Origin of the sequence: Anoxybacillus kestanbolensis (assembly GCF_001996285.1) — a bacterium.
In the GTDB taxonomy this organism is placed as follows: Bacteria; Bacillota; Bacilli; order Bacillales; family Anoxybacillaceae; genus Anoxybacillus; species Anoxybacillus kestanbolensis_A.
This window is the reverse complement of record NZ_MQAD01000008.1, coordinates 29,946-55,979: the sequence shown is the minus strand read 5'-3', so window position 1 is coordinate 55,979 and position 26,034 is coordinate 29,946. Positions and strand designations below refer to the sequence as shown.

29 protein-coding genes are annotated in these 26,034 nt (G+C 41.7%); 4 read left to right on the top strand and 25 right to left on the bottom strand.

The genetic code is table 11. From position 1 onward, the window contains the following. Position 1 precedes the first annotated feature (1 nt). The 3 genes from uvrB to BO219_RS07280 all read right to left on the bottom strand — a co-directional run bounded on the left by uvrB (position 2) and on the right by BO219_RS07280 (position 3,475). The gene (uvrB, locus tag BO219_RS07290; protein ID WP_420807099.1) at positions 2 to 1,975 is read right to left on the bottom strand and encodes an excinuclease ABC subunit UvrB; all 1,974 of its coding nucleotides are present in this window, start codon (positions 1,973 to 1,975) and stop codon (positions 2 to 4) included. A 107-nt stretch (positions 1,976 to 2,082) separates the two neighbouring features. Then, a complete protein-coding gene (locus tag BO219_RS07285) occupies positions 2,083 to 2,307 on the bottom strand; it encodes a CsbA family protein (protein ID WP_004892581.1) in 225 nt (74 codons plus the stop codon). Position 2,308: 1 nt separating this feature from the next. Next, entirely contained in the window at positions 2,309 to 3,475 is a 1,167-nt protein-coding gene (locus BO219_RS07280) for a PDZ domain-containing protein (protein ID WP_077429040.1), read from the bottom strand. Positions 3,476 to 3,653: 178 nt separating this feature from the next. Between BO219_RS07280 and BO219_RS07275 the strand changes: the two genes are divergently transcribed. Then, entirely contained in the window at positions 3,654 to 4,082 is a 429-nt protein-coding gene (locus BO219_RS07275; RefSeq protein ID WP_077429039.1) for a MerR family transcriptional regulator, read from the top strand. A 40-nt stretch (positions 4,083 to 4,122) separates the two neighbouring features. Here the strand turns inward: BO219_RS07275 and BO219_RS07270 are convergent, their stop codons facing one another. The 12 genes from BO219_RS07270 to hpf form a co-directional block, all read right to left on the bottom strand. Next, the gene (locus BO219_RS07270; RefSeq protein WP_077429038.1) at positions 4,123 to 5,559 is read right to left on the bottom strand and encodes a S41 family peptidase; all 1,437 of its coding nucleotides are present in this window, start codon (positions 5,557 to 5,559) and stop codon (positions 4,123 to 4,125) included. 174 nt (positions 5,560 to 5,733) lie between these two features. After that, positions 5,734 to 6,999 carry a murein hydrolase activator EnvC family protein gene (locus BO219_RS07265; RefSeq protein WP_077429037.1) on the bottom strand — a complete coding sequence of 422 codons (1,266 nt, stop codon included), beginning with the start codon at positions 6,997 to 6,999 and terminating at the stop codon, positions 5,734 to 5,736. 19 nt (positions 7,000 to 7,018) lie between these two features. Continuing rightward, positions 7,019 to 7,912 (bottom strand): permease-like cell division protein FtsX, encoded by an 894-nt coding sequence (gene ftsX, locus BO219_RS07260; RefSeq protein WP_077429036.1) that lies wholly within the window; start codon positions 7,910 to 7,912, stop codon positions 7,019 to 7,021. Further along, positions 7,902 to 8,588 carry a cell division ATP-binding protein FtsE gene (gene ftsE, locus BO219_RS07255; RefSeq protein ID WP_064220989.1) on the bottom strand — a complete coding sequence of 229 codons (687 nt, stop codon included), beginning with the start codon at positions 8,586 to 8,588 and terminating at the stop codon, positions 7,902 to 7,904. The genes ftsX and ftsE overlap by 11 nt, the downstream gene beginning before the upstream one ends. Before the next feature lie 160 nt (positions 8,589 to 8,748). Then, complete coding sequence (gene cccB, locus BO219_RS07250) at positions 8,749 to 9,072, bottom strand: cytochrome c551 (RefSeq protein WP_077429035.1); 324 nt, start codon at positions 9,070 to 9,072, stop codon at positions 8,749 to 8,751. Positions 9,073 to 9,131: 59 nt separating this feature from the next. After that, a complete protein-coding gene (locus BO219_RS07245) occupies positions 9,132 to 9,992 on the bottom strand; it encodes a YitT family protein (protein ID WP_077429034.1) in 861 nt (286 codons plus the stop codon). Between the two features lie 88 nt (positions 9,993 to 10,080). Beyond that, positions 10,081 to 11,298: an RNA-guided endonuclease InsQ/TnpB family protein gene (locus BO219_RS07240; protein WP_077429033.1), complete on the bottom strand. Its 1,218-nt coding sequence runs from the start codon at positions 11,296 to 11,298 to the stop codon at positions 10,081 to 10,083. Beyond that, the gene (locus BO219_RS07235; protein WP_009362398.1) at positions 11,295 to 11,897 is read right to left on the bottom strand and encodes an IS607 family transposase; all 603 of its coding nucleotides are present in this window, start codon (positions 11,895 to 11,897) and stop codon (positions 11,295 to 11,297) included. Before BO219_RS07235 ends, BO219_RS07240 begins: the two co-directional genes overlap by 4 nt. 132 nt (positions 11,898 to 12,029) lie before the next feature. Continuing rightward, a protein-coding gene (prfB, locus tag BO219_RS07230) for a peptide chain release factor 2 (protein ID WP_143271278.1) occupies positions 12,030 to 13,137 on the bottom strand; the annotation gives its coding sequence in 2 pieces (ribosomal slippage) (positions 12,030 to 13,064 and positions 13,066 to 13,137; 1,107 coding nt in all). Positions 13,138 to 13,217: 80 nt separating this feature from the next. After that, on the bottom strand, positions 13,218 to 15,722 hold the full coding sequence (gene secA, locus BO219_RS07225; RefSeq protein WP_077429031.1) for a preprotein translocase subunit SecA: 2,505 nt from the start codon (positions 15,720 to 15,722) through the stop codon (positions 13,218 to 13,220). Positions 15,723 to 15,837: 115 nt separating this feature from the next. Then, entirely contained in the window at positions 15,838 to 16,398 is a 561-nt protein-coding gene (locus BO219_RS07220) for a hypothetical protein (protein ID WP_077429030.1), read from the bottom strand. A gap of 63 nt (positions 16,399 to 16,461) precedes the next feature. Further along, positions 16,462 to 17,010 carry a ribosome hibernation-promoting factor, HPF/YfiA family gene (gene hpf / locus BO219_RS07215; protein ID WP_077429029.1) on the bottom strand — a complete coding sequence of 183 codons (549 nt, stop codon included), beginning with the start codon at positions 17,008 to 17,010 and terminating at the stop codon, positions 16,462 to 16,464. Positions 17,011 to 17,183: 173 nt separating this feature from the next. On the opposite strand from hpf, the gene BO219_RS14785 reads away from it, so the two are divergent. Both BO219_RS14785 and BO219_RS14780 read left to right on the top strand, forming a co-directional pair. Further along, the gene (locus BO219_RS14785) at positions 17,184 to 17,420 is read left to right on the top strand and encodes a hypothetical protein (protein WP_226373790.1); all 237 of its coding nucleotides are present in this window, start codon (positions 17,184 to 17,186) and stop codon (positions 17,418 to 17,420) included. Between the two features lie 28 nt (positions 17,421 to 17,448). Then, a complete protein-coding gene (locus tag BO219_RS14780; protein WP_226373789.1) occupies positions 17,449 to 17,772 on the top strand; it encodes a hypothetical protein in 324 nt (107 codons plus the stop codon). 34 nt (positions 17,773 to 17,806) lie between these two features. On the opposite strand, the gene BO219_RS07205 is transcribed toward BO219_RS14780, so the two are convergent. The 5 genes from BO219_RS07205 to flaG are packed head-to-tail and all read right to left on the bottom strand — an operon-like array spanning position 17,807 to position 20,845. Next, positions 17,807 to 18,196, bottom strand: a complete 390-nt coding sequence (locus BO219_RS07205; protein ID WP_077429028.1) for a DUF8042 domain-containing protein — start codon at positions 18,194 to 18,196, stop codon at positions 17,807 to 17,809. Between the two features lie 9 nt (positions 18,197 to 18,205). Further along, positions 18,206 to 18,556 (bottom strand): flagellar protein FliT, encoded by a 351-nt coding sequence (gene fliT, locus BO219_RS07200; protein WP_077429027.1) that lies wholly within the window; start codon positions 18,554 to 18,556, stop codon positions 18,206 to 18,208. Beyond that, positions 18,556 to 18,957, bottom strand: a complete 402-nt coding sequence (gene fliS, locus BO219_RS07195; protein WP_077429026.1) for a flagellar export chaperone FliS — start codon at positions 18,955 to 18,957, stop codon at positions 18,556 to 18,558. Before fliS ends, fliT begins: the two co-directional genes overlap by 1 nt. A gap of 20 nt (positions 18,958 to 18,977) precedes the next feature. After that, positions 18,978 to 20,465, bottom strand: coding sequence for a flagellar hook-associated protein 2 (locus tag BO219_RS07190; protein ID WP_077429025.1), 1,488 nt, complete (start codon positions 20,463 to 20,465; stop codon positions 18,978 to 18,980). A 17-nt stretch (positions 20,466 to 20,482) separates the two neighbouring features. Beyond that, positions 20,483 to 20,845 (bottom strand): flagellar protein FlaG, encoded by a 363-nt coding sequence (gene flaG / locus BO219_RS07185; RefSeq protein ID WP_077429059.1) that lies wholly within the window; start codon positions 20,843 to 20,845, stop codon positions 20,483 to 20,485. Positions 20,846 to 20,998: 153 nt separating this feature from the next. On the opposite strand from flaG, the gene BO219_RS07180 reads away from it, so the two are divergent. Continuing rightward, positions 20,999 to 21,850: a DNA endonuclease gene (locus BO219_RS07180; protein ID WP_077429024.1), complete on the top strand. Its 852-nt coding sequence runs from the start codon at positions 20,999 to 21,001 to the stop codon at positions 21,848 to 21,850. A gap of 453 nt (positions 21,851 to 22,303) precedes the next feature. Here the strand turns inward: BO219_RS07180 and BO219_RS07175 are convergent, their stop codons facing one another. The 5 genes from BO219_RS07175 to fliW form a co-directional block, all read right to left on the bottom strand. After that, positions 22,304 to 23,332, bottom strand: coding sequence for a hypothetical protein (locus BO219_RS07175; protein WP_077429023.1), 1,029 nt, complete (start codon positions 23,330 to 23,332; stop codon positions 22,304 to 22,306). A gap of 476 nt (positions 23,333 to 23,808) precedes the next feature. Continuing rightward, positions 23,809 to 25,014: a flagellar hook-associated protein FlgL gene (gene flgL / locus BO219_RS07170; protein WP_077429022.1), complete on the bottom strand. Its 1,206-nt coding sequence runs from the start codon at positions 25,012 to 25,014 to the stop codon at positions 23,809 to 23,811. Positions 25,015 to 25,153: 139 nt separating this feature from the next. Next, positions 25,154 to 25,339, bottom strand: coding sequence for a hypothetical protein (locus BO219_RS07165; protein WP_035047206.1), 186 nt, complete (start codon positions 25,337 to 25,339; stop codon positions 25,154 to 25,156). Next, positions 25,336 to 25,578 (bottom strand): carbon storage regulator CsrA, encoded by a 243-nt coding sequence (gene csrA / locus BO219_RS07160; RefSeq protein WP_077429021.1) that lies wholly within the window; start codon positions 25,576 to 25,578, stop codon positions 25,336 to 25,338. Before csrA ends, BO219_RS07165 begins: the two co-directional genes overlap by 4 nt. Positions 25,579 to 25,590: 12 nt before the next feature. Then, positions 25,591 to 26,028, bottom strand: coding sequence for a flagellar assembly protein FliW (fliW, locus tag BO219_RS07155; RefSeq protein ID WP_077429020.1), 438 nt, complete (start codon positions 26,026 to 26,028; stop codon positions 25,591 to 25,593). Positions 26,029 to 26,034: the final 6 nt, after the last annotated feature.

Here is a 26,034-nt window from a genome sequence, read left to right as displayed (position 1 = left end):
GCTACACCTCAGCTTTCAGTTCTAAAATGAGATCGCGCAGTTCTGCCGCACGTTCAAAATGAAGCGCTTTTGCAGCTTCTTTCATTTCTTGTTCAAGTTGGGCGATGAACGCAACACGCTCTTCTTTTGATAAATGACGAACATCTTTCGTTTCATACGTTTCTTTTTCTTCCGCAGCAAATGTCGCACGAATGACATCTGGAATGTCTTTTTGAATCGTTTTCGGTACGATGCCATGCTCGCGATTATACGCTTCTTGAATCGCGCGACGTCGCTTCGTTTCATTGATCGCAATTTCCATCGACTTTGTGATCGTATCGGCATACATAATGACGTGACCGTTAGCGTTGCGCGCCGCCCGTCCAATCGTTTGAATAAGTGAACGCTCAGAACGTAAAAAGCCTTCTTTATCCGCATCTAAAATGGCGACAAGCGATACTTCTGGAATATCAAGTCCTTCTCGCAATAAGTTAATGCCGACGAGCACATCATATTTTCCTAATCGTAAATCACGAATAATTTCAATTCGCTCAAGCGTTTTAATTTCTGAATGCAAATATGCCACTTGAATGCCAATATCTTTTAAGTAATCGGTTAAGTCTTCCGCCATTTTTTTCGTCAACGTCGTCACAAGCGTTCGTTCTTTACGAGTGATACGTTTTTGAATTTCATCGACTAAATCGTCAATTTGTCCCGCAATTGGCCGTACGTCGATCGTTGGATCAAGCAACCCTGTCGGACGAATAATTTGCTCGACGACTTCTGGACAATGTTCAAGCTCATACGGACCTGGCGTCGCAGATACGTAAATGACTTGATTGACTTTTTGTTCAAATTCTTCAAACGTCAATGGCCGGTTATCGAGCGCCGACGGCAAACGGAAGCCGTGTTCAACAAGCACTTCTTTTCGCGCTTTATCCCCGTTATACATGCCGCGAATTTGCGGCAGCGTCACATGCGATTCGTCGATGACAATTAAAAAATCATCAGGAAAATAATCTAGTAACGTATAAGGCGTTGAACCCGGTGGACGCAACGTTAAATGGCGCGAATAGTTTTCGATGCCCGAACAAAAACCCATCTCTTTCATCATTTCAATATCGTAGCGCGTCCGCTGTTCGAGTCGTTGCGCTTCCAACAATTTTCCTTGTTCACGCAGCTCGCGAAGCCGTTCTTCTAATTCCTTTTCAATATTTTCGATGGCTAGCTTCATTTTCTCTTCACGCGTGACGAAGTGCGATGCTGGGAAAATCGCCACATGTTCTCGCTCTGCCATCACATGCCCCGTCAATGCATCTACTTCGCGAATGCGTTCAATTTCGTCACCAAAAAACTCAATGCGAATGCAATGCTCATCACGTGACGCAGGGAAAATTTCAACGACATCTCCGCGCACGCGAAACGTTCCGCGGCGAAAATCAATATCGTTTCGTTCATATTGGATGTCGACAAGGCGACGAAGCAAATGATCCCGCTCGATTTCCATGCCGACACGAAGCGAAACGACAAGTTCGCGATATTCTTCAGGCGAACCTAACCCGTAAATACATGAAACGCTCGCAATAATAATCACGTCACGTCGTTCAAATAACGCAGACGTCGCGGAATGGCGCAATTTATCGATCTCATCGTTAATGCTCGCATCTTTTTCAATGTACGTATCCGTTTGCGGCACGTACGCTTCTGGCTGATAATAGTCATAGTAGCTGACAAAGTATTCAACAGCATTGTTAGGAAAAAATTGTTTAAACTCGCTATATAGCTGCCCCGCTAACGTTTTATTATGAGCGATGACGAGCGTTGGTTTATTGACTTGTTGAATGACATTAGAAATCGTAAACGTTTTACCTGTTCCTGTTGCTCCGAGCAACGTTTGATGTTTTTTTCCTTGTTGAATGCCTGCAACGAGTTCGGCAATCGCTTTCGGCTGATCACCTTGCGGCTTATAAGCGGATACTAATTGAAATGTGTCCACAATCGTCCCTCCACTTCATTTCTATTTTCATTGTACCATATTCACGAATCGAAAAGCGAAAAATACGAACAAATATTCTATGAAAAAACCTGCCCATATGGACAGGTTTACGACTGTTTTTGCTTTTCTACCATGCGTTTAGCATACAAAAATCCGACGATGAGCGACGCTATATCAGCAACAATTTCATACAATTGATCTGTATATCCTTTCACATACGATGCTACGAGCAACGCGACAGTAAGCAACGTTCCGACATAATGGTTATACGTCACCCGCGTAAATAAAATAACTAGCAACGCCGGTACAATTAACGCTAACAAAAACCACATACTATCCCTCATCTCTTACGAATAACAGTCCAAGTTCGTGATGTTCGCCTTCAAATAAAGCCGATTGCGCAAAGCGAACTTCTCCGCTCTCGTTTAATACTTCTAGCTTACAAAATGCACGATTATGTTGCAATGCTGCGTAAAATTCATCTTCCGTCACGACCGGTATACCGTTTACCTTCACAATTACTTCTCCGACCGAAAGCGCCATTTTATGTGCTGGCGTATCCGGCAACACGCCTAAAATAACAAGCCCATTCGTTCGTTTTGTAAAATACGGAGGCCGCTTTTGTTCATACAATTTCGCTGATAAAGCAATCCATTCCCTCCATAAAATAGCGACAACTGCAACAACGATCGCTAGCGGCTCCCACCAGTAGCTAGCAATCGCTAGCAAACTAACAACCGTAGCGAGCCAACCGATACGTCTTGCTGTCCATTTCGTCAAATGAACAGGCATTCCTGTTTGTACGCGTTGAGAAAAACCGAGTAAAAACGGTACTAGCACAAACGAATATGCGTCACCACCTGCAATGATCGGCCACCAAGCAGCAAACGATTGCACACCATCTCCTGGTACAGGAATCATTAATGGAACAATCCAAAGCCGTTGAACAACTTGCTCACCGATCGTAAGCCCTCGCTTACTCGTCACAAGTTGCGGAGAGCTGAGTTCTGCTCCTTCGCGGTAAACGAGCCACATTTCGATAAACAAAAGCAACCCCATAAGAAGCGCTAAGGCGGTTACACTCGTTTGTGCGACGTGTGGGAAGAAACGAACAAAAAACGGCTGTGCCCACTCCATTTGCGCCAAAAAACTAATAGTAAATATGACGATGCTCCCGATATATGCAGCCGATAAAAGCCGGAGCTGCATCATAAAGCTGCATACGATCGTCACAATCGTCCAAAAAACGAGCGTATCATTCGGAATGACAAGTCCAACGCCAACGGTTACAATTGAAAAAACAATGGCAAACCAACTGCGTGAGCGAACGATCGCACGCAGCTCACGAGAAGAACGATAGACGCGCGTATGAAAATCGCGCCGCTCGCGTTGCACGCGACGCCATCCAATAAAAAATGCAAATATGATTACATAATATAACAACGGTTGCAGCCAAAACGTTCCGAATGCTTTCAACCATTCTAGTCCCCATAATTCCATTTCCATCATCTCCATTTTTTCCGATCATCTATTTTGTATTGTAACAAATTTCAAGCATTTATTGTTGACGAAAATTCACTTTCTTTGCCGAATAAACACTAGTTTTGTCAAGGTAAAAGGAATTTCAAAAGAAGTGTCTAACTGTTTTCTCATATAAGATGAGGAGGAGCGTGGAACGATGGAGCTAAAAACGAGTACAGTAGCTAAACGGCTTGGCGTATCAACAAAAACGGTGCAACGTTGGGTGAAAAAATATAACATTCCATGCAAAAAAAACGAGGCAGGACATTATGTGTTTACGAACGAAGCGGTCGAACAACTAGAAAAATATAAGTTTCTCGGCATAGAGGAAGAAGAGAAGGAACATGTCGATTGGGAAGAAGTAGAACAACGATTACACGAACTGGAACGGAAAATCGAACAAAAAGCAGATGACGTCGTCTCGTTTCAACTATTGCAACATCGGCGAGAAATGGAAGAAATGCTTCAATATATGCAACAGCTCGAACAACGCATCGCACAACTTGAAAAACAAAAACAAATCGAACCAGCTATCGAGCAACCAACAAAACAAAAACGACGTGGCATTATTAGCTTCTTTTTATAATAGTTTCCCCCTGCCTTCAACATGGGCAGGGGGATATGTTTTATTTCGCAATGAGTTGCAATGCCCGTTTCAATTGTTCATCGTATCGCTCGTCGCGAACAGCTTCCATCACTTTTGTTTGCAACATATTCGCTGTTTGCTTATCAATTTTTCCGGTCACTTGTAAGCCATTCGCTTTTTGGAACGATTGAACGGCTTGCTCCGTTTGTTTGCTGAAGTAGCCATCTTCGCGACCTGGGTCAAAACCGAGACCTTTTAACATTTGTTGTGCACTTTTCACTTGTTCGTTGTTCATGTCATATGCCAACGGCTTATCGATTTGAAGCGGATGAGCGTAGAAAAAGTCTGGCTGCTTCACTTTCACATCTGGTTCAATGCCCTTCTGATGAATCCAATTTCCGTTTGGTGTGAGCCATTTATATAACGTTAATTTAATATGGCTGCCATCATCCATCAGCAACGCTTGTTGAACCGTTCCTTTTCCAAACGTTTTTTCACCGACAAGCGGATAGCCACCCGCTTCTTTTAACGCTGCGGCTAAAATTTCTGATGCTGAGGCGCTTCCGTTATCAATAAGCACAACAATTGGATAATCTTTTTTCTTCGTTATATTGGAGAAGAAGCGTTGTTTATCGCCATCACGTTCTTCAATTTGCACGTACGGTTTATCTTTCGGAACAAGATCTTTTAAAATATCTTCCACGCTTTGTAAATACCCTCCCGGATTGCCGCGCACGTCGATAATGAGCCCTGCGATTCCTTTTTTCTCAAACTCGGATAACTTCTTTTTAAAATCTTCTGCTGTTTTTTCTGCAAATGATGTAATTTCAATGTAGCCAATTTGTTTGCCATTTACTTCTTTCATTGATGCATATACCGTTTCGATCGGAATTTCGTCACGAACGACATCAATTGTCAATACACCGTTTACACCAGGGCGAATAATTTCCAAGCGAGCAACCGTCCCTTTTTTTCCGCGAATTTTTAAGACAGCTTCATACAAATCAAGCCCCTCTAAACTTTCCCCATTCACTTTAATAATTTGGTCATTCGGACGGAGCCCAGCTTTTTCCGCAGGCGATCCTTTAAATGGAGCAACGATCGTCACTTTGCCGTCGACCATGCTCACTTCCGCTCCAATTCCTTCGAAAGAAGAATCAAGCGACTCGTTAAACCGCTCCGCTGTTTCTTTATCCATATAAACGGAGTATGGGTCTTTTAACGTCGCAATCATTCCTTGAATCGCACCGTCAATGAGCTGCTTTTCATCTACGTTTTGAACGTATTTTTGTTTAATCATGCTGTATGCTTGTTCAATTTTTTGTAGTTCTTCGTTCGATGGCTTCTCCGTTGTTGTTGGGATGTTGATCGTCATCGTTGACGTATCGGAAGAAAGCGACTGCATCCCGACATACGTCACCCCAGATCCGAACAACATCGATAAAGCCATGAGTGCTGCGATTGTTTTTTTATTCATGTTTTGCCTCCTCACCCTTCGATACATGAAAGGCATCACACCGTGTGCGATGCCTGTTTGTTTTCATTATATGAATAGCTTGTACTGTTCATAACTGATGAAGATGTATTTATTTTACACCGAGCGTACCATTTTCTCAACCAATACGCAAAAGCACAGCAGGCAAGCTGTGCTTTAAAACGGAACGTATTGCATTGGATTTACCGCATTCGATTTTGATGCATTCCAAGGCCCACGATGCAACTCAAAATGTAAGTGCGCACCAAACGAACGACCTGTGTTGCCCATATAGCCGATCATTTGACCTTTGCTGACGTTTTGTCCTTCACCGACAAGACGCGATTCTAAGTGAGCATATACGGTCGTATATACTTGTCCATTAATATAATGCATGATAAAAATAACGTTTCCATAGCTTGAGGAGTAATAGGAGCGATACACATACCCGTCAGCAGCTGCCACGACAGGAACGCTAGCACCACGCTTACCAATGTCTACACCGTAGTGGAATTCACCCCAACGCGGGCCAAATGTCGATGTAATTGGACCGTTCGCTGGACGCATAAACGCACCGTTCGACACAGGAGGCAAACTGCCACCGCTCTCTGATGACGATCCGCGGCTTGATAATGCTCGTTTGCGCGCTTCTTCCTGTTCTTTTTGGCGACGAATCATTTCTTGTAGTTGATTTTTCATCGCCGCTTCTTGTTTTTCAAGCAACTCTTTTTCTTCTTCTAAAGCGAGCTGTTTTTCTTCTTCATGTTTTTGCTCTTCTTTTAACTGTGCCATTAATTTTTCTTTCGCTGCAATTTGTTCGTTTAATGTTTGTTTCAACTTTTGCAAATCAGTCAGTTGTTCTTGTAAGCTGACTAATTTGTCACTTAATTCCTTCTCTTTCGCTTCTTTTAACGCTTTATCCGCTTCTTGTTCTTTAATGATTTGACGATCCGCTTCAAAAATCGTCGCCACCGCACTCATGCGGTCAATAAAGTCGCTAAAGCTTTTCGCACCAAGCAATACGTCTAAATAGCTGACGACACCGCCGCTTTCTTGCAGTGAGCGAGCGCGTTCTTTTAACAATTCATTGCGCTGTTCAATGCGCGCTGTGACTTCCTCAATTTCTTTTCGAAGCGCAACAATTTGTTGTTTCGTTTCTTCAATGTTTTGCTGTTTCGTCCGAATGTTCGCGCTCGTTTCTTCCACCGCTAAATCTAGCTTTTTAATTTCTGCATCTAATTGCTCTTGTTCTGCTTTCAATCGCTCAATTTCTTGTTGCGACTGTTGTAGTTTACTTTCAATCGAAGACTGTTTTTGTTGTACGTTTTGAATTTCTTGTTTCTTTTGTTGAATGTCCCGATTCGTTACCGCATATGCAGGCGCAGCAACGCTTGACAAAAGAAGTATTGCAGTAGCTACCATCGTTCCCCATCTTTTTCGCACCGTAAACCCCTCTCTCTTTCTATACTTTCAAAAATCGTCTGACGGACATCATGCTTCCCCATATGCCGATACATGCACCTAATAAGACGAGCACAGCTGCCAACTGCCATGCGAACGGATAAAACGGAAGCAATTGAAAAAATGTATCTTTCAACTTTGGATATAATAAATCAAATACGTACGAGTACGCTGAAAGAACGATCACAATCGGAACAACTGCTCCGAAAACGCCAAGCCATAGCCCTTCGAGGAAAAACGGCCAGCGAATAAATCCGTTAGTCGCCCCTACTAATCTCATAATCTCAATTTCACGACGACGGGCAAAAATTGTAATTTTAATCGTATTTGAGATGAGAAACATCGCCGTAAATAATAATCCGACAATGAGCGCCAATCCGACGTTGCGAATCGTCGTCGTTGCCGCAAATAGCTTTTCAATTTGTCCTTTTCCGTATTTGACTTTGCTGACAGAAGGCAAAGTTTCAATTTGTTTTGCGATTTTTTCCGTATCAAGCGGATTTTCCGCTTTCACAATAAATACATCGCTCAACGGATTGTCTTGTTCGAATAGACGGAACGATTGACCATCTTCTCCAAAGCTTTCAATCAATTTTTGTAGCTCTTCATCTTTAGATGAATACGCCACTTTTTCCACGCCAGAAAGAGCTTCAAGCTTGGCTCGAAGCGCATCTTTGTCTGCGTCTGTTGCACTTAAATCAACATGCACGCGAATTTCAACATCGCGCTCAATTTGCTTCGTTATATGTTGAATATTGAGCATAATGACGAGAAACACACCGACAAGCAACAGCGTCACCGTAACAGCACTAATGGACGCAAACGTCATCCAACCGTTTCGTCCGAGACTTTTTAAACTTTCACGAAAATGACGACGAAGGGTGTTAAGCTTCATAACCGTATTCCCCCTTCACTTCGTCGCGTGCAATTTTCCCGCGTTCAATCGCAATGACACGCTTGCGAATCGTGTTGACGATTTCGCGGTTATGCGTCGCCATCACAATGGTCGTCCCACGATCGTTAATGCGCTCGAAGATGTCCATAATTTCCCAAGATGTATCTGGATCTAAATTTCCCGTCGGTTCATCAGCAATAACAATTGCTGGGTTGTTGACGATTGAACGAGCGATCGACACCCGCTGTTGCTCTCCTCCAGACAATTCGTCTGGATAAAAGCGCGCTTTATGTTTTAGTCGCACTAAGTCAAGCACTTCCATGACGCGCTTGCGAATGTTTTTTGGCGATTCTTCAATGACTTCCAAAGCAAACGCGACGTTTTCATACACCGTTAACTTTGGAAGAAGCTTGAAGTCTTGAAAGACGATCCCGATATTTCGGCGAAGCAATGGCACTTTACTGTCTTTTATATTCGCTAAGTTCACGCCATTAATCATAATTTTGCCGCTTGTCGGCTTCTCTTCGCGATACATCATTTTAATAAACGTCGATTTCCCAGCACCGCTCGGACCGACGACATATACAAATTCACCTTGCTTAATGCGAACGGAAATGCCGTTTAATGCGATCACTCCGTTCGGATACGTTTTATATACATCTTGCATTTCAATCATAAGCAACCACCTAAGTATTCGATGTTTTTCTACATATTCCTGCAAAATTCTTACCTCGTCCATTATATCATCATTTGTCGCAAAAAGGGGGCGAATTTTATTTACAGTTATATTTCAACACTGTTACAAATAAAAAGAGGATGCACAAAATCGCATCCTCTTACTTTTTCGCAGCTAGCCATTCTGCTACTTTATCAGCATCTTCACCGCGAAGTAAGCCACCTGGCATGCCTCCACGACCGTTTGTGATAATGTTTTTAATTTCGTCTTGTGAATATTTTCCGCCTACTTTATCAAGGGCAGGTCCAACGCCACCTTCTAAGTTTTGGCCGTGACAGCTTGCACATGATTTTTTATACAAAGATTCAGCAGCTGAAACCGCCTCTCCACCAGTCGCTGGCTTTTCTGTTGCAGTATTTCCGCCACCACAGGCCGCTAACACAATCGCCGTACTAGCGAACAAACCGAATAGCTTCTTCTTCATATATGCGTCCCCCTTGTAAACATTTTCATATATTTCTATTATATCGCATCATTTTTATGTTAGACACGTTTAAATCCTTCTCCAAGCACTTCCGCTGCGTCCATAACGACGACAAACGCAGACGGATCAATGGTTTTCACCAATTGTTTCAATTTTGTGAACTCACTTTGTGCTACGACACACATAAGAACAGGCCGCTCTTTTTCTGTATATCCGCCGTATGCATGTAGTTTTGTCACACCGCGGTCAATTTTATGCAAAATCGCTTCACGCACTTGTTCTTCTTTTTCTGTAATAATCATCGCCATTTTTGAATTACCGAAACCAACTTGAACAAAATCAATTGTTTTGCTCGTCACAAATAACGCGATGAGTGCATATAACGCCCGTTCTAAGTCAAAGACGAGTGCAGCTGTTAAAACAATTAAGCCATCAATTAAAATGACGCATGTCCCTAACGATAGACCCGTATATTTGTGAATAATTTGAGCAGCTAAATCCGTTCCTCCCGTTGATGCCCGGCCACGAAATACAATCCCTAATCCTATACCGACGCCAATGCCGCCAAATAACGCCCCAAGTAGAGCGTCGTTTGTTGCTGATGCGACATCACGCGTCAAATATACGACAAACGGCAAAAAAGCAGTGCCAACTAACGTTTTAATGCCGAACTGTCTTCCAAGCAACAACACGCCTGCGATAAATAGCGGAATGTTAAGAGACCATTGCACGTATGCTGGCTGCCAACCAAGCGTCGCATGTAAAATAGTACTAATGCCGCTCACACCGCCTGACGCAACACGGTTCGGGAGTAAAAATAAATTAAACGCAACGGCCACAACAGCCGAGCCAACAAGAATGTATACGTATTCGAGCACTTTTTCAACGAATGGATTTGTTATGTTGCTTCTTTTTCGCATGCTTCTCACCTTCCCTCGTGAGTAGGTTATCAATTTTATCAAAATCATGGGGAAGATTTTAATAAAATTGTTTATCCGTCCACGCCGTTTAAGCGACATGTACTCGGATCGGGTGTAACCCCACACCCACTATCCCATTGGCGAACGCCTTTGGGAATACTTTTCTCATGATGTTGTATGCTCCATTGACATCTGCGTGGATGAGCGTTCCGTTTTCAGATTGAAACAGCCCACGCTTGATTCGTTTTCCTTTGTATTGTTTTTGTTTCTTCATTTCTTCCATGTCTAAAAAACTGCATTTGGATGTATAGCTTTCTTCTGTCACGACGACGCGAATGCCATGCTGTACCGCTTTGTACTGCAACTGATGAAGAAACGTTTGATACGGAATGTGAACGAACGCTTGATTCGTGCGCTTTCCGAGATGGACTTCACGCTTCCAATCTTTATTTATCCCCACCACAATCGTATCGCAGTCTAAAGCCAACGCATGTTTGATGACAAAGGCACTCGCTTGGTGCATAAAGTTTTCTACGATGCGGTTTCGTTTTTCTGTCATGTTGCTCATTCGTTTTGTCCAATCAAGTCCATTCATCTGTTTCGCTACTTTGCGGTAGTGGCTCATTTTTTTGTTATAGTATTGATTGGCGGATTTTAGACCTTTACCATTGATGACAATCGGTTGTTTGCCCACGTTATTCACAATGGTTGCGAAGTTATCTAAACCCAAATCAATACTGATGTATCTGTTGTGATCTTGTTTTTGCGGTGGAATAGGGATTTTGTAAACGACTTCGACGATGATATGGCGGTGTTTTGGAATAAATCGGACTTGTTGAAGCTTCCCTTTCATGTTTGTTTTTAGTTGAAACCCTTGGAAACAGGCAGGAAACGTGATGTGTTCATCGACGACTTTGCATGATTGATTCGTTAGCACAAGTACATACCGTCCGTCTTTTTTGAGATATTTGGGCGGTTTCGGTCTGCCTGTATATTTGTCTTTGTTTTTTGCCCAATCTTTCATCGATTTAAAAAATGCCTTCCAGTTTTGGTGCAACATTCTTAACGTTTGTTGGGCGGATTGAGCCATTGGCATCGCTCGATAGTCTGCATCCATCCCTTCTGTTTTCAGCAGCTTGTCTAGCTTGTTGTAAGAAAGATACGTGCCGTGTTGGAAAAACGTTTGCCTGACTTGATAGTTGGCGAAGTTGTACAAGTTTTTTGACCGAAAACAATATTCGTCGATCATCGGATAATACGGATGAGTGGCGCAAATCATATGCCTTTCCACTCGATTCGCCATCATGACGGAAGTTCTCCTTCGCTTAATATTTGCTTGATCTTCTCGCCTTTTCTTTTGCTGTACATCTTCATGGAATAACAATGCAACAGGCTGATGATTTCTTCAAATATTTCCTCGCTGTCTAATTTTTCAGAACCCACTTCGCTCATCACAACAATTTCACAATGGTATTTTTTAAACAAATGGTGAAATAATTCAAAACCCACTCTACTCAACCGATCTTTGTAACTAATGACAACTCTTTCAACTTTTCCAGCCAACACATCATCAAGCATACGAAAAAAGTCTTTTCTCTTTTCAAAACTGATGCCACTTGCAATATCTGAAAAAACTTTGGATACAGAATAGCCATTCGCAAAACAAAATTGTTTTAGCATCTGAATTTGATTTTCTAAATCGGCTTTCTGTTTTGGCGTAGAAACTCTGGCGTAGATATATGTTTTTCTTTCCACGCCTTTATTAAACAATTGATATACACTTTCTTTGTCATAATCATATCTTCCGTTAGGCAAGACATGGACTTTTATGATTCCTTCTTTTACATATTTAGTGAGCGTTGGTCTTGATATTTGCAACAACTCTAATACTTCTTTCGCTTTCATCTCATCACCTCCTACTTATAATAATAACAAAAACAGTTTTATCTTTAAACATTTTTTATTAAAATTTTTAATATTTTCAAACAACTTAATTAAAAATTTTCACCACATAAAAAGGTGCCCATGTCGGACACCTTATCCTTGTTTTAATTTCGAGCGTAAATATGCGTCGATAAAGACATCAATTTCTCCGTCCATCACTGCTTGCACATTTCCGACTTCGGTATTTGTTCGATGATCTTTTACGAGCGAGTATGGATGAAACACGTAAGAACGAATTTGGCTTCCCCAACCGATTTCTTTTTGTTCACCGCGAATTTCAGCGAGCTCCGCTTGTTGTTCTTCTAGTTTCTTTTGGTACAACTTCGCTTTCAACATATTCATCGCTTTTTCGCGGTTTTTAATTTGCGACCGCTCCGATTGGCACGTGACGACAATACCTGTCGGGATATGTGTAATACGTACCGCTGAGTCAGTCGTATTGACGTGCTGACCACCCGCACCGCTCGAACGATACGTATCCACTTTTATTTCATCCGGACGCACGTCAATTTCAATGTTGTCATCAAATTCAGGTACCACTTCGCACGAAACGAACGATGTATGACGGCGACCGGAAGCGTCAAACGGAGAAATGCGCACGAGGCGATGCACGCCTTTTTCCGCTTTTAAATATCCGTATGCATTATGCCCTTTAATTAACAACGTGACGCTTTTAATTCCCGCTTCCTCACCAGGCAAATAATCGAGCGTTTCCACTTTGTATCCTTTTTTCTCCGCCCAGCGCGTATACATACGCAACAACATCGATGCCCAGTCTTGTGACTCCGTTCCACCTGCGCCAGGATGAAGTTCTAAAATGGCGTTATTTTTATCGTACGGTTCATTTAATAGTAACTGCAGTTCAAATTCGCCAAAGTCTTTCGATAGTTTTTTCGCCTCAGCTACAAGCTCTTTTTGTAATTCTTCATCAGGTTCTTCTTTGACAAGTTCGTATGTTACTTCTAAATTTTCAAATCGCTCTTCAAGTGAACGAAACTCGCCGACTAAATCTTTGAGCGCATTCGCCTCGCTAATGACCGATTGAGCCGCTTTTTGATCATCCCAAAAGTCAGGGGCAGCCATTTGCGCTTCTAGTTGTTCAATGCGGGCTTCTTTCGTTTCGAGGTCAAAGAGACCCCCTAATATCCGCTAATCGCTTAGCCATTTTTTCAAGCTCTTGCTTAATTTCTACTAAATCGATCATGTCCTTCACCTCAACCATTATTGTATGCAAACATCTCGGCGAACGCAACATAACGAAAGCGAGGGAACATCCCTCACTTATCGTCCGCAACAATGTTTATATTTTTTTCCGCTTCCGCACGGGCATGGATCGTTTCGACCGACTTCCACCGCTTTTTTCACCGGCTTGCGTTTTACTTCTTCGCCTTCTTTCGGATGGACAGCCTCACCTTTCGCGACTTCTTGTCGCTCAAGATTGCTTTCGATTTCCGCTTTCATAATGTAACGAGCGACTTCTTCTTCAATGGAAGCGATCATCGCTTCAAACATCGCATATCCTTCCATTTGATATTCGCGCAACGGATCAATTTGACCGTAAGCACGTAAATGGATGCCTTGACGCAACTGTTCCATCGCATCGATATGTTCCATCCATTTCATATCGACCGCACGCAACACGATGACGCGTTCAAACTCGCGCATTTGCTCCGCTGGAATGCGGCTTTCTTTTTCATCGTAACGTGTACGTACTTTATTCCAAATGAATTCAATCATTTCTTCTGGATCTTTGCCGCGCAAGTCGTTGACAGTCACATCTCCTTCTGGAAGGAGGTTCACTTGCACATAATCAACGATCGCTTGCACGTTCCATTCTTCTGGCATTTCTTCATCTGGTGTATGCATGCGTACGACACGCTCGATAACCGATTGAATCATTTTTTCAACGATGTCACGCAAGTTTTCCGAATCAAGCACTTGGAAGCGTTGACGATAAATAATTTCACGTTGTTCACGCAATACATCGTCGTACTGCAATAGTTGTTTACGCGCATCAAAGTTGTTTCCTTCGACGCGTTTTTGTGCCGACTCGACCGCTTTAGATACGATTTTGCTTTGAATTGGCTGTGAATCGTCCATGCCTAAACGATCCATCATTGCCATCATATTTTCTGAGCCGAAGCGACGCATGAGTTCATCTTCAAGCGACAAGTAAAATTGCGATACCCCAGGGTCACCTTGACGGCCGGAACGACCGCGCAACTGGTTGTCGATGCGGCGGCTTTCGTGACGCTCCGTACCGATGACCGCTAAGCCGCCAAGTTCGCGCACTCCTTCGCCGAGTTTAATATCCGTTCCGCGTCCTGCCATGTTTGTCGCAATCGTTACGGCTCCTTTTTGACCAGCTTGCGCAATAATTTCTGCCTCTTTCGCATGGTTTTTCGCGTTTAACACGTTATGGCGAATGCCGCGCTTCGTTAACATGCCCGATAACAATTCAGACGTTTCAATCGACACCGTACCGACGAGAACAGGTTGTCCTTTCGCATGACGTTCCGCAATATCTTCAACAACCGCACGAAACTTTCCTTCCATCGTGCGATAAATTAAGTCTGGGCGATCATCGCGAATGACTGGTTTATTTGTCGGAATAACGATGACTTGCATATTGTAAATGTTACGAAACTCTTCTTCTTCTGTTTTTGCTGTTCCCGTCATCCCCGCCAGCTTTTCGTACATGCGGAAATAGTTTTGGAACGTGATCGTCGCAAGCGTCATCGATTCGTTTTGAATTTCAAGCCCTTCTTTTGCCTCAATCGCTTGATGAAGCCCATCGCTATAGCGACGTCCGCGCATGAGACGGCCTGTGAACGGGTCGACGATGACGATTTTTCCGTCCTCAACGACGTAATCGACATCGCGCTGCATCACAACATGGGCACGCAACGCTTGGTTAATATGGTGGTTTAACGTCACATGTTTTAAATCGAATAAGTTGTCGATTCCAAACGCGCGCTCTGCTTTGTTCATTCCTTCTTCCGTCAGCTGCACGCTTTTCGTTTTTTCATCGTACGTATAATCGACATCGCGTTTTAATGTGCGGACGAACGCGTTTGCTTGAATGTACAATTTTGTAGACTTTTGCGCCGTCCCAGAAATGATGAGCGGTGTACGGGCTTCGTCAATTAAAATAGAGTCAACTTCGTCAATAATCGCATAATGAAGCGGGCGTTGCACCATATGTTCTTTATAGAGCACCATGTTATCGCGCAAATAGTCGAAACCAAACTCGTTATTCGTTCCGTATGTAATGTCGGCGTTATAAGCCGCTTGCTTTTCTTCACGCGACATACTGTTTAAATTCAGTCCAACAGATAAACCTAAAAACTGATACAGTCTGCCCATTTCATTTGCGTCGCGGCTTGCTAAATATTCGTTGACCGTGACGACATGAACACCTTTTCCTGTTAATGCGTTTAAATATACCGGCATCGTTGCGGTTAACGTTTTTCCTTCCCCTGTCTTCATTTCAGCAATGTTGCCTTCATGAAGTGCGATGCCCCCCATTAATTGCACTTTATATGGATACATGCCAAGCACGCGCTTCGCTGCTTCGCGAACGACCGCAAACGCCTCAACAAGTAAATCATCAAGCGTTTCGCCTTTTTCAAGACGCGCCTTAAACTCTTCTGTTTTTTGACGCAACTCGTCATCAGAAAGCTGCGCCATTTGCGGACCGAGCGCATCAATTTCATTCGCGATTTTCTCTAATCGCGCAATTTGTCGTTTATTCGGGTCAAACACTTTTTTCAACATTCCAAGCATACAAAAACGCCCCTTGCTTATATAGTCGCTAATTACCATCATATCACTTACAAGAAAAGGTGACAACTCATACGAAAGAAAAGAAAAAGCCAGCGTAGGGGACGCTGGGGAGATGTTATCGTTGAGGTGATTGAAGTTGTTCGATCGTTGCTTCGACATGGTGGAGTCGTTTGTTGAGAGCATAAATTTCAAAACCTTTTTCGTCAATCTTTTTATAAATATGTTGCAGTAATGTTTGTACATCGTTAGCTAGTTGAATTTCTAAACGATGCACTGTTTCTTTTACGTCGCTTAGTTGCATCTCGACATGTTCCAGACGTTTTTTGACATCACACATTTCTTCTTCGAGACGACTAATGCGCGTGTTTACCTCTTTCATCTCTTGTTCAAGTGCGGTTAAACGAGCTTCCATGTTAGCAAATCGCGCTTCCATTTGTGCGAATCGTTCGTCAATTTGCACGAATCGTTCATCAATTTGTGCGAACCGTTCGTCAATTTGAGCGAATCGTTCATCAATCTGGGCAAATCGCGCTTCCATTTGTTCAAATCGTCTATCTATCTGTGCGAATCGTTCGTCAATTCGAGCAAATTGGTTACGCACTTCTTGTTGAAACTGTAGAAAATGACTTTCGACATTCGTCAACTTCCCTAAAATTTCACGCAAAATCGCTTCCATCCTTTTTTCACCTCCTTTCACATTATACCACCCTCTGTCTTCATTCGACAGAGGGTGAATAGGTTAGTTCGCTTCGATTAAGCCGTATTTACCGTCTTTTCGTTTGTAAACGACGTTTGTGCGGTTTGTTTCCGCGTTAATAAAAACGTAAAAGTTATGGCCAAGCATATTCATTTGTAAAATGGCTTCTTCGCTATCCATCGGCTTCAAGCTGAAGCGCTTCGTACGTACAACTTCAAATTCCTCTTCTTCATACTCTTCTGTCGCGACAGGAGCAGTTGCTGTTAGCGTGACACCATTCGCTTCTTTTTCACGCATTTTTCGATTTACTTTTGTTTTATGTTTGCGAATTTGGCGTTCGAGTTTATCGACGACCAAATCGATGGCGGCATACATATCATCATGACGCTCTTCGGCACGCAACACAATTTGTGGCATTGGGATCGTTACTTCAATTTTCGCCTGTTTATCGTTATATACTTTTAAATTAACGTGAACCGTTACTCCTTCCGTTGATTCAAAATAGCGCTCTAATTTTCCGATTTTCTTCTCGACATACTCTCGAATCGCTTGTGTAACCTCGATGTTTTCTCCGCGAATGTTGTACTTCATACGCTGTTCCTCCTTTTATGAAAGGTTGTTTACTTATTTCTACAATTCCCTACAAAACTCCTTCTCAATCGTCACATTTTTTGTGAAAAAATGATGAACAAAACAATGGATAATTATGCTATAATTTATAGATAATGGAAAGTGTTCGTATTTTTCTACTGAGGTGTGATCGCATGCGCAAAGTGCACATATTTGAAGCAAAAAGTGGTGATGTGCTCGCCGTTGATATTTACGGACCGAACGGTGCAGTTTTGCTTGCAAAGGGAGTTAAACTGACCGACTCATACATTCGCGGATTGCTTGAAAACGGCATTCGTCATATTTATATTCACGACATTTTTACATTTGATATTGAAGAAAAACCGATGATTAGCCCAGTCGTGCGACAACAACAACAAATACATTCATGAATTCGCGCGCATTATCGCCATCGCAGACGTGTTCGATGCACTCACTTCTCCGCGTGACCATCGCAAACAACACTCGCCGCACGAAGCAGCTGAATATTTATGCGCAGCCGGCAATACGTTGTTTGACTATGAACTCATTAAAACGTTTTTAAAATATGTCGCCATTTACCCGCTCGGCACAAACGTCGTATTAAACACAGGATACCGAGGTGTCGTCTCAAACATTTTCCCTGAATATCCGCTTCGCCCTGTCGTTCGCATTTTACAAAATCCAAACGGGGAAGTGCTGAAATCACCGTTTGAAATTGACTTACGAAAAGAAGTGAACGTCACGATTGTCGAAGCGTTTTAAACTACAAAAGGTGCGAGCTACTCGCACCTTTTTATTATTGCTCCACATACGGACGAAGATGTTGCATCACGCTTACTTTCCACGCTTCAAACGCTGGCGCTACATGTTTTTCGACAATTTGTTGCTTCGCGTTCGGATCATGTAGCTTTCCGTCTAATTTCCACGCTTCTTCGACGACAGAAGAAAAACGTTGAAGTTCATTCAACAACGCCGTATCATCAACGAAAAAATGCGCAAGCGAACGCTCATTTGTCGCATCAATTTGACCGAACGCTGTAAAAATATCAGCGAGTACGACATCCCCTTGCGTACGTTCGTAATTCGCAAAACTTTCAATGACATATTGAAAGCCTTCTTCAATTGTGTCTAATAACGCCGCATATTGACGAACGACTGTTAATTGTTCTGGAGTTAAATGTACCATATGTTCTACCTACCTTCGTTTATCATAAAACATACCGTCAATCGATAACGGCTCATACAGATCATGATATCGGTGTGCTGCCACTTTCGTTTGTTTCATTTGCTTTAAATCTTGTTGAATTTGTTGCTTCAATTGTTGGAGAAGAGCGTTTGCCTCGCGATCAAGCATAAGCAGCTCTTTTCCCATTTGTTTTTCTTCATCTGTCAATACGTTGGGAAGGTGCAGAAGAAGCTGTTCACGCTTCTCCAGCAGTTGTTCAACTTGTTCAATGACGCCATCACGCTTTTCTTTCTCGATCGGCTCACGAAGCAACTTTACCATCGCTTTCGTGATATCCAAAAGTTCCGACACAATGCTCATTACACGTGACCGCCTTGCGCGTATTGACGTTGACGATTCAGCTGAATGACTTGCTTCCACGTATCGCGAAATTCTTTCACATACCCTTCAACTTCCTCTAAAATAGAAATATCGCTTTTAATATTTGCTTCAACGAGACGACGATATATATAGTCGTACATCGTCATCATCGACTTCGCCACTTCATATTCCATATTGAGCGTCACCATGAGCTCTTGAATAATTTTTTGCGCTTTTAATAAGTTTGTGTTGCGCGCTTCAATATCTTTCTCCTCAATCGCTTTTTTCGCTTGTGCAATAAATTTCAAACAACCGTTGTAAAGCATAAGCGTTAATTCTCCTGGTGACGCTGTTTGCACCGCGTTTGTTTGATATGATTGATACGGATTATTCATCGCCATATTCATTTCCTCCTACCCCATTATACTCCGCCACCGAAGGCATTCATCAAATACATACTTTGTTCATTGGCGCGTTGGATGGCTTTCTCCATCGCAGTGAACTGACGCCAATATCGATCTTCGATTTTTTTTAATCGATCCTCGAAGTCATCAATACGCTGATCCAAATCGTTTAAGCTTTTCCCAATTTCAAACTGATTGTTCGTCCAAATCGTTTTTCCAGCTTTCGCTTCAATTTTTCCGATCGTATTTTTGATGGTATCACGCAAACGTTTCGCAATCCCTTTGGTGTCGAAATCAGCCCCACTAGCGTTAAACAGTTTATAAATGGCATTTGGATCTTTTTCGATTGCATCACGTAACTTTGTCTCATCAATAATCAGTTTTCCGTTTTCCAAATAGTTACTTGATGTCGTAATCCCAATTTCAGATAGCGTGTCATAATTACTGTTAACACTTGGATCACTCACTTGGCTATACAAATCTAACCGCATTTGACTTAAACCGCTTGATAAAATCGAATCTCGACGCAGAAGTCCACTTTTCGCTTTTTCTTCCCATAATTCAATTTGTTTTTCTGTCATCGCTTCTTTTTGCTCATCCGTTAACGGCGTATAGTCACGATAACGCTCTTCCGATATTTTTGAGTTAATTTTTCCAATGACTTCATTGTATTTATCCACAAAACCTTTAATGGTATTAAACATATGATCTGTATCTGTCGAAGTGGTGATCGTCGATGATCCTGGTTTTTTCAACGTATAAGTCACACCATTAATGGTAAACGTATTTGACGAACGTGATGTCGTTAATCCATTAATTGTAAATCGAGCATCTTCTCCTGCCGTTTTTCCTGTGAGTTCCCCGCCATCTGCAGCACCTGTAAACCCGAGGCTTTGGAAGAAGGAAGCTGTCGTTGCATCCCCCATGACTAAACTTGCTGAGGCACCTGTATCTTTCTTCATAATCGAAATTTTCCCTGTTTGCGTATCATGGAACACACTAATGCCGAGGTCGTTATTGCTGTTCAATTGAGCAATGACTGAATCTAACGATGAGTTCGCTGCAATTGTAATGGTTACAGGGTTTGTTGGGCTCGTTCCGTCCCCATTTGTTACGTTAATTTTCAGCGTCGTATCTGTACCGCTTGGTGTATAACTAGCTGAAGCTTCAGAAACCCAAGTGGCCGACGTAGCGACTTTCGTAACCGTTAAATTCGTGCTAATATTCGCTGCAGAAGCATTCGCTGTTGCCGTCACAACACTCTCATCAGAACTTGTTGTCTTTTTTTTGAGCATATTGCTTTGCAGCGTTAAGTTATTAAAAATATAACTATCCAAATCTTGAAGCAACGTATTCATCGAACGATAGTCATCGCGTTGCCATTCTAAAATTTGCTTTTTCTGATACAGCTTATCAAGAGGTATGCGCTCCGCTTTCATTAAATCGCTGACGAGTTGATCAATATCCATACCACTCGCTAAGCCACCGATACGCATTGTACTCATGCCCTCTCACCATCCTCTCAAATTTTTCGATCAACAATCAACCCGACAAACTTCATCATCGCCGCATACATATCTAACAGCTTTTTCGGCGGAATTTCACGCACAACTTCTTTTGTTCGATCATCAATGAGTTGAACGTAATATTCTTTCAAATCTTCATGCACATTAAACTTTAACGACGTATGGCTCGGCTGTAAAAACTCATTCATTCCTTTCACGATTTCTTCAAGTTTTTCTTTCGAGATGCGCTCTTCTTCTTGTTTTGCGTTCATTTGCTGTAGAGTGGTTTGCTCTTGTTTTTGCTGCTCTGCTGGACGCTCTGTCGTTGTTTTTTCATGCATATATGTGGAAGAAAGAGAAGAAGAAATACGTTCAATCATCATCATTCGCCCCTTTGACATATACGTTTCTACTGTTTATATCGGATGGAGGAAGGGATATTTGAAGGGGGAGAGGAAAAACTATGTTGATCATAAAAAATAAATGCTATAATAAAAGCAAACATATGTTCTTTTAGGTAGGAGGTAGGTATAGTGGATAATTTCATGTATTTGACACCTATTCAACAAAACATACTCATCGCAAGCATTATTGGGGACGGAGAAATTACAAAAATCTACCCGAATAGTCGGAGAAAAAACCATAGTTATCGTGAGCATTTCGGACTTGATCAACAAGCATACCGCAAATGGAAAATATCATTTTTTGATGGATTACTCTATATATCAGAAAAAAGCAACTGTGTTCGGTCTGCTTCTTTACCTTTATTCACAACACTCTATCCACATTTTTATGATAAGAAAGGAATAAAGCATATTCCGATCCACTTATTACGATACTGTACATTACCATACTTCTTGGCTGTGCTGTACATGGATGATGGCTCGCTTTGCATCTCTACAACAGTCAACGCGCGAAAAAAACTCATCTACCTAACACCACACATTTATTTGTACTTGCAATGCTACCCACCAAAAGAACTTGAACAACTCCAGAACCACATTTTAAAATTCTTTAACGTTATTTTCCGACTGAGCAAACGAAAAGATGGACAAGGGATGATCTTAAAAACAACGTCTGTAAAAGATACGTTTTTATTTTTAGATCTTGTTTCTCCCATCACATTCGATTGCCCATCCATGTATTACAAAACAAATTGGAACGAACGCTTGCAAATGGAAAAGGAAAAATGGAAAAGGCAGCAACCTGATTTCAACATTGTAGTAAGCAGCGCTGACCGTTGGAAAAATTACACGGACGAAGAGATACAACTTATAAAAAAGATGAAAAAGAATGGGGCAACTATTCAAGAAATTGCAGACGCATTGCAACGAAGCTACTGGTCTGTGATGTATAAATGGAGAGAAATAAACAAGAGACCTTAGGAACCCTAAGGCCTCTTTTTGCTTTATTAGCGGAGTAATTGTAATACTCCTTGTGGTTGTTGGTTGGCTTGCCATGCCTCAACGTCTTTCGAACATTGTGTAGACTATCTCTTCACCCTCAGCTTCACCTGTTAGGGGCTGGGCGCTTCGGTTCGGCTATCTTGCTTCCCCTACGGACTTCATCACCATAGCGTTTCGCCTTAGGTGTATGTCCTAGTCGTTGAACCTTCTCCACCCTTTCGGGACAGGAGTTTGGCTGCTGATTATCCATTTTGTTTCATCTTCATCATTTTCAGACCTTCACGCTGACCGTTTCCAGTTACGTTGTGGTTGATGAAACTTTGGTAAATTATGGTAACTAAACCAACAATTACATCATCCGTTACAAGACGCCTGTCCTCTTGTGCCAATTTTAACAGCACTTGTATAATAACTATTGGCTCTTATTCTATTTCAAACTATAATCTTAAATATCTTTTCAAAACCTTTACTACCATCTTCTTTATAATCAAAATATAAATTAAAAAAATGATCCAACTTATCAATCCCGGTAAAAAAATAATTATCCACAATCACTTCATTGATATTTATTTTTTCCATCCTCTCTAAATGATTATTTTCTAATATACCTTTGAATAGTCTTACAACCTCTCTAGCCCACTCAGGATTCTTTACTTTTACGATATCTTTTTCCTCTATTCTCAAAAGACTTTCTAGTATAGTAATATTAGTATAAATTGAGGAAACAATACTTCCATCTAAAATATTATATTGAGGATCTTTTAGTATGATTTCAACAGGGGATTTTCCACTATTAAATTTCACCTGAATACCTAAACCGCTTATATTACTCGAGTATTTAGATAATTGATCCTTTGGATCTGAAGGTCGATCATTTATTGAGGACTTTACTTCTGAAAGCATAACTACCTTTTTAAATTTATTAATAACAATAAAGTCTGGAGTTGATTCTTTTCCATTAATGATTTTCAACACTCCAAATGGGGAAACATTCGGTAAACTTGCTAGTAATAGAAAACCCAAACCCTCACCATAGGACGAGGATATATCTTTTTTTCTTTCTGGAGTACACGCATTGATTAAATGCTCTTTTCCTATAAGTTCTCCATTAATTACTTCCAAAGGATGTTGATTTAAAACCGGACAGTAAGAATACGAAATATTGTTTTTTCTAAGTTCACTTAAATAATAAAAATAATTTACGAGCCAATTAACCTGCTTACGATGTATCTCAATGTAATCTCCATTTTTCCTTTTAGCGTCGATTATTGCTTTAAGGCTTATCTGACCTAGTTTATACGCATCCCGTAAAAATGTAGCCATATCTAAATTTAGTAAATTTGAATTTAGAACCTGCATCCCCGTTTGTACTAAATTTAATAATTGAATATCATTTCTAAAAGTAGCAACTTCAATATTAGGAGAAATTATAAAATCCTCTTCTGTCTTTGTGATAACCATTGACTGTCCTCTTTTCAAAATATTTAATTTCTATTAATCTGCTCTAATTATGAAAAAGGACCCTAGCAAAACTAGAGTCCCTTTCAAATAATCTAAAATTAACGAAGAAGTTGCAGAACTCCTTGTGGTTGTTGGTTGGCTTGCCATGCCGCAACGTCTTTCGAACGTTGTGTAGACTATATCTTCACCTTTCTAGCCATTCGGCTAGCGAAGGGCTGGGCACTTCGGGAGTTTCCCTACGGACTTCATCACCATAGCTTTTCGCCTTAGGTGGTATGTCCTAGTCGTTGAACCTTCTCCAGGCTTTCGCCACAGGAGCTTGGCTGCTGATTGTCCATTGTTGCATCTTTCCTTTTTTCAAGCCGTCACGTCTGCCGTTTCCAGCTACGTTGTGGCAAGGAAAGCTTTAGGACTTCCCAGCAATTCACCCAGTCATCCTCTAGCTCGTTTCCAAGCTAGACGCCCTTCCAATCAAATTACCGAAGTAACTGTAATACGCCTTGTGGCATTTGATTGGATTGAGCCAACATTGCTTGTGCTGCTTGAGAAAGAATGTTGTTTTTCGTAAACTCCATCATTTCTTTCGCCATGTCAACGTCACGGATACGAGACTCAGCTGCTGTTAAGTTCTCAGCAGATGTTCCTAAATTGTTGATTGTGTGTTCTAGGCGGTTTTGAGCTGCACCAAGTGAAGAACGTTGGCTAGAAACTGTTTTAATGGCATCATCAATAATTGTAATTAATGCGTCAGCTTTTGCTTTCGTATCAACAGCTGTATTGTCTACGATTTTGTCTGAAAGCATGTTACCAGCACCAGAACCTAACGTTGTCGCATCAATTTTATCAAATGATACAGTTAAGTTCTCATTCGCGTCACCGTTACTTCCAATTAAGAATTGAGCTGATCCTGAACCTGCAGCTGTCACAATTGTATCGTTAGCCGCAGCAGCAAACTGACCTGCGATGTTTGCACCTGTATCATTAGCAGCTCCTCCACCACTTAACTCTAGGCTAATTCCTAGTGTAGAGAAGTTAATTGTTTGAGAGCCAGCTGTCGTCATGTCAGAAACTGTTACCGTTTCAGAAACTGTTTTACCTGCAATTGTAGCCGTTAATGTTAAGTCAGCACCAGAAGCTGTAAATGTATAAGTTGTTCCAGAAACCGCTTTTGAAACATCAACATTGTTTACAGTAACACCGTTACCACCTGTACCTAAAATTGTTCCAACTTTTGTTTCAGAAGTCGCATCTAAAGAAGTAGATAAGCTACCGTTTAATAGTTTTTTACCGTTGAATGCAGTTGTGTTAGAAATACGGTTGATCTCGTCTTTTAACTGTACAAGTTCATCACCGATTGCCTGACGATCATCAGCTGTGTTTGTATCATTTGAAGCTTGTACACTTAGTTCACGCATACGTTGTAAAATAGAGTGAACTTCGTTTAACGCACCTTCAGCAGTTTGAATCATTGAAATTCCATCTTGAGCATTGCGAGATGCCTGCTCTAATCCACGAATTTGTCCACGCATTTTTTCAGAAATGGCAAGACCTGCTGCGTCGTCACCTGCACGGTTAATGCGAAGACCTGAAGATAATTTCTCCATTGATTTTGAAGCTGCGTTAGTACCCATTGTCAATTGACGATGCGTATTTAACGCTGCGATGTTGTGGTTAATTCTCATTGTTTTTTTCCTCCTTGAATGTTTGTCCACGTCCTTGTGGTTTTTAGTTGGCAAGATTGAAGTCGGCCGCCCTTCTTTCTTGCTCTCACATTTATTATCGGCTCGTTTTTTCAAAGTTTAATAGGTTGAGAAAAAAATTTTATACTTTAATGTCAAGAAATTGTGAAAACGGCGATGGTTGTTGAATTTCTTTGACGATGCGAGCTGGGTCGTCTTTATGTTTGTTAACAATTTCGTTTAATGCTTGTTCCGCGATCGCTTTATTGTCTTGGACGATGCGCGCAATGACGCCGGGGATTTGAACACCGCCGATGCTAACGCTCATTGTTTCTTCCCCCCTTTCTTTAATTGATCAGATAACTGTTGAAGCGAAGTTATAGAGGCGAGAGAGGCAGCGTTATTTTCTGCTTGGATGGCGAGATATATTTCTTTTCGATGCACATCGATATGTTTCGGTGCGCGAATGCCGAGCTTGACTTGGTCGCCATCGATGGCGAGAACGACGACTTCGATGTCATCGCCGATTTGAATCGCTTCTTTTAATTTACGTGTTAATACAAGCATGTCCTCGCCTCCTTATTTCGCCTCAACCGTTTCTGGAAAAAGTCGATGTTTCGTTTTATACGGTGTATTTGTTAAAATGACTTGCTTGCCGATTCGTTCATGAACGTTAATGACGACAGGCGCTTGTAAGTTCGCTGTCGTATTTGTAAACGGTTCCGCGACCGTTAAAATGACATAGAGCGCCACGTCGTTTTCTTTTTGTATTTTCAACTGCTCACACGTCGTATCGTCTAACTCGACTTCGTACGTTGGGAAGTACGAAAACGGCTCAATCATGACAAACGCCACGTCTTTATTTTGTATTGATTGTAAAATTGTAAATGGTGAATCGTGAATCGGAAGCAACGCAAATTGTTTTTCATGTTCAAAGCCCGGTAGTCCGTTTTCAAATGAAACGAGTGCCAACTGAGAAAGCTGAACTGTTCCATGATATTTCGTTTCAATATTCATGTTCAT

Bases quoted from the DNA above. Each gene is read 5' to 3' on its own strand.
- BO219_RS07285 (WP_004892581.1), bottom strand. From the start codon at position 2,307: ATGTGGTTTTTGTTAGCGTTAATTGTACCGGCGTTGCTAGTTATTTTA.
- BO219_RS07280 (WP_077429040.1), bottom strand. From the start codon at position 3,475: ATGGAATTATGGGGACTAGAATGGTTGAAAGCATTCGGAACGTTTTGG.
- BO219_RS07275 (WP_077429039.1), top strand. From the start codon at position 3,654: ATGGAGCTAAAAACGAGTACAGTAGCTAAACGGCTTGGCGTATCAACA.
- BO219_RS07270 (WP_077429038.1), bottom strand. From the start codon at position 5,559: ATGAATAAAAAAACAATCGCAGCACTCATGGCTTTATCGATGTTGTTC.
- ftsX (WP_077429036.1), bottom strand. From the start codon at position 7,912: ATGAAGCTTAACACCCTTCGTCGTCATTTTCGTGAAAGTTTAAAAAGT.
- ftsE (WP_064220989.1), bottom strand. From the start codon at position 8,588: ATGATTGAAATGCAAGATGTATATAAAACGTATCCGAACGGAGTGATC.
- cccB (WP_077429035.1), bottom strand. From the start codon at position 9,072: ATGAAGAAGAAGCTATTCGGTTTGTTCGCTAGTACGGCGATTGTGTTA.
- BO219_RS07245 (WP_077429034.1), bottom strand. From the start codon at position 9,992: ATGCGAAAAAGAAGCAACATAACAAATCCATTCGTTGAAAAAGTGCTC.
- BO219_RS07240 (WP_077429033.1), bottom strand. From the start codon at position 11,298: ATGATGGCGAATCGAGTGGAAAGGCATATGATTTGCGCCACTCATCCG.
- BO219_RS07235 (WP_009362398.1), bottom strand. From the start codon at position 11,897: ATGAAAGCGAAAGAAGTATTAGAGTTGTTGCAAATATCAAGACCAACG.
- secA (WP_077429031.1), bottom strand. From the start codon at position 15,722: ATGCTTGGAATGTTGAAAAAAGTGTTTGACCCGAATAAACGACAAATT.
- BO219_RS07220 (WP_077429030.1), bottom strand. From the start codon at position 16,398: ATGGAAGCGATTTTGCGTGAAATTTTAGGGAAGTTGACGAATGTCGAA.
- hpf (WP_077429029.1), bottom strand. From the start codon at position 17,010: ATGAAGTACAACATTCGCGGAGAAAACATCGAGGTTACACAAGCGATT.
- BO219_RS14785 (WP_226373790.1), top strand. From the start codon at position 17,184: ATGCGCAAAGTGCACATATTTGAAGCAAAAAGTGGTGATGTGCTCGCC.
- BO219_RS07205 (WP_077429028.1), bottom strand. From the start codon at position 18,196: ATGGTACATTTAACTCCAGAACAATTAACAGTCGTTCGTCAATATGCG.
- fliT (WP_077429027.1), bottom strand. From the start codon at position 18,556: ATGAGCATTGTGTCGGAACTTTTGGATATCACGAAAGCGATGGTAAAG.
- fliS (WP_077429026.1), bottom strand. From the start codon at position 18,957: ATGGCGATGAATAATCCGTATCAATCATATCAAACAAACGCGGTGCAA.
- BO219_RS07190 (WP_077429025.1), bottom strand. From the start codon at position 20,465: ATGAGTACAATGCGTATCGGTGGCTTAGCGAGTGGTATGGATATTGAT.
- flaG (WP_077429059.1), bottom strand. From the start codon at position 20,845: ATGATTGAACGTATTTCTTCTTCTCTTTCTTCCACATATATGCATGAA.
- BO219_RS07175 (WP_077429023.1), bottom strand. From the start codon at position 23,332: ATGGTTATCACAAAGACAGAAGAGGATTTTATAATTTCTCCTAATATT.
- flgL (WP_077429022.1), bottom strand. From the start codon at position 25,014: ATGAGAATTAACCACAACATCGCAGCGTTAAATACGCATCGTCAATTG.
- BO219_RS07165 (WP_035047206.1), bottom strand. From the start codon at position 25,339: ATGAGCGTTAGCATCGGCGGTGTTCAAATCCCCGGCGTCATTGCGCGC.
- csrA (WP_077429021.1), bottom strand. From the start codon at position 25,578: ATGCTTGTATTAACACGTAAATTAAAAGAAGCGATTCAAATCGGCGAT.
- fliW (WP_077429020.1), bottom strand. From the start codon at position 26,028: ATGAATATTGAAACGAAATATCATGGAACAGTTCAGCTTTCTCAGTTG.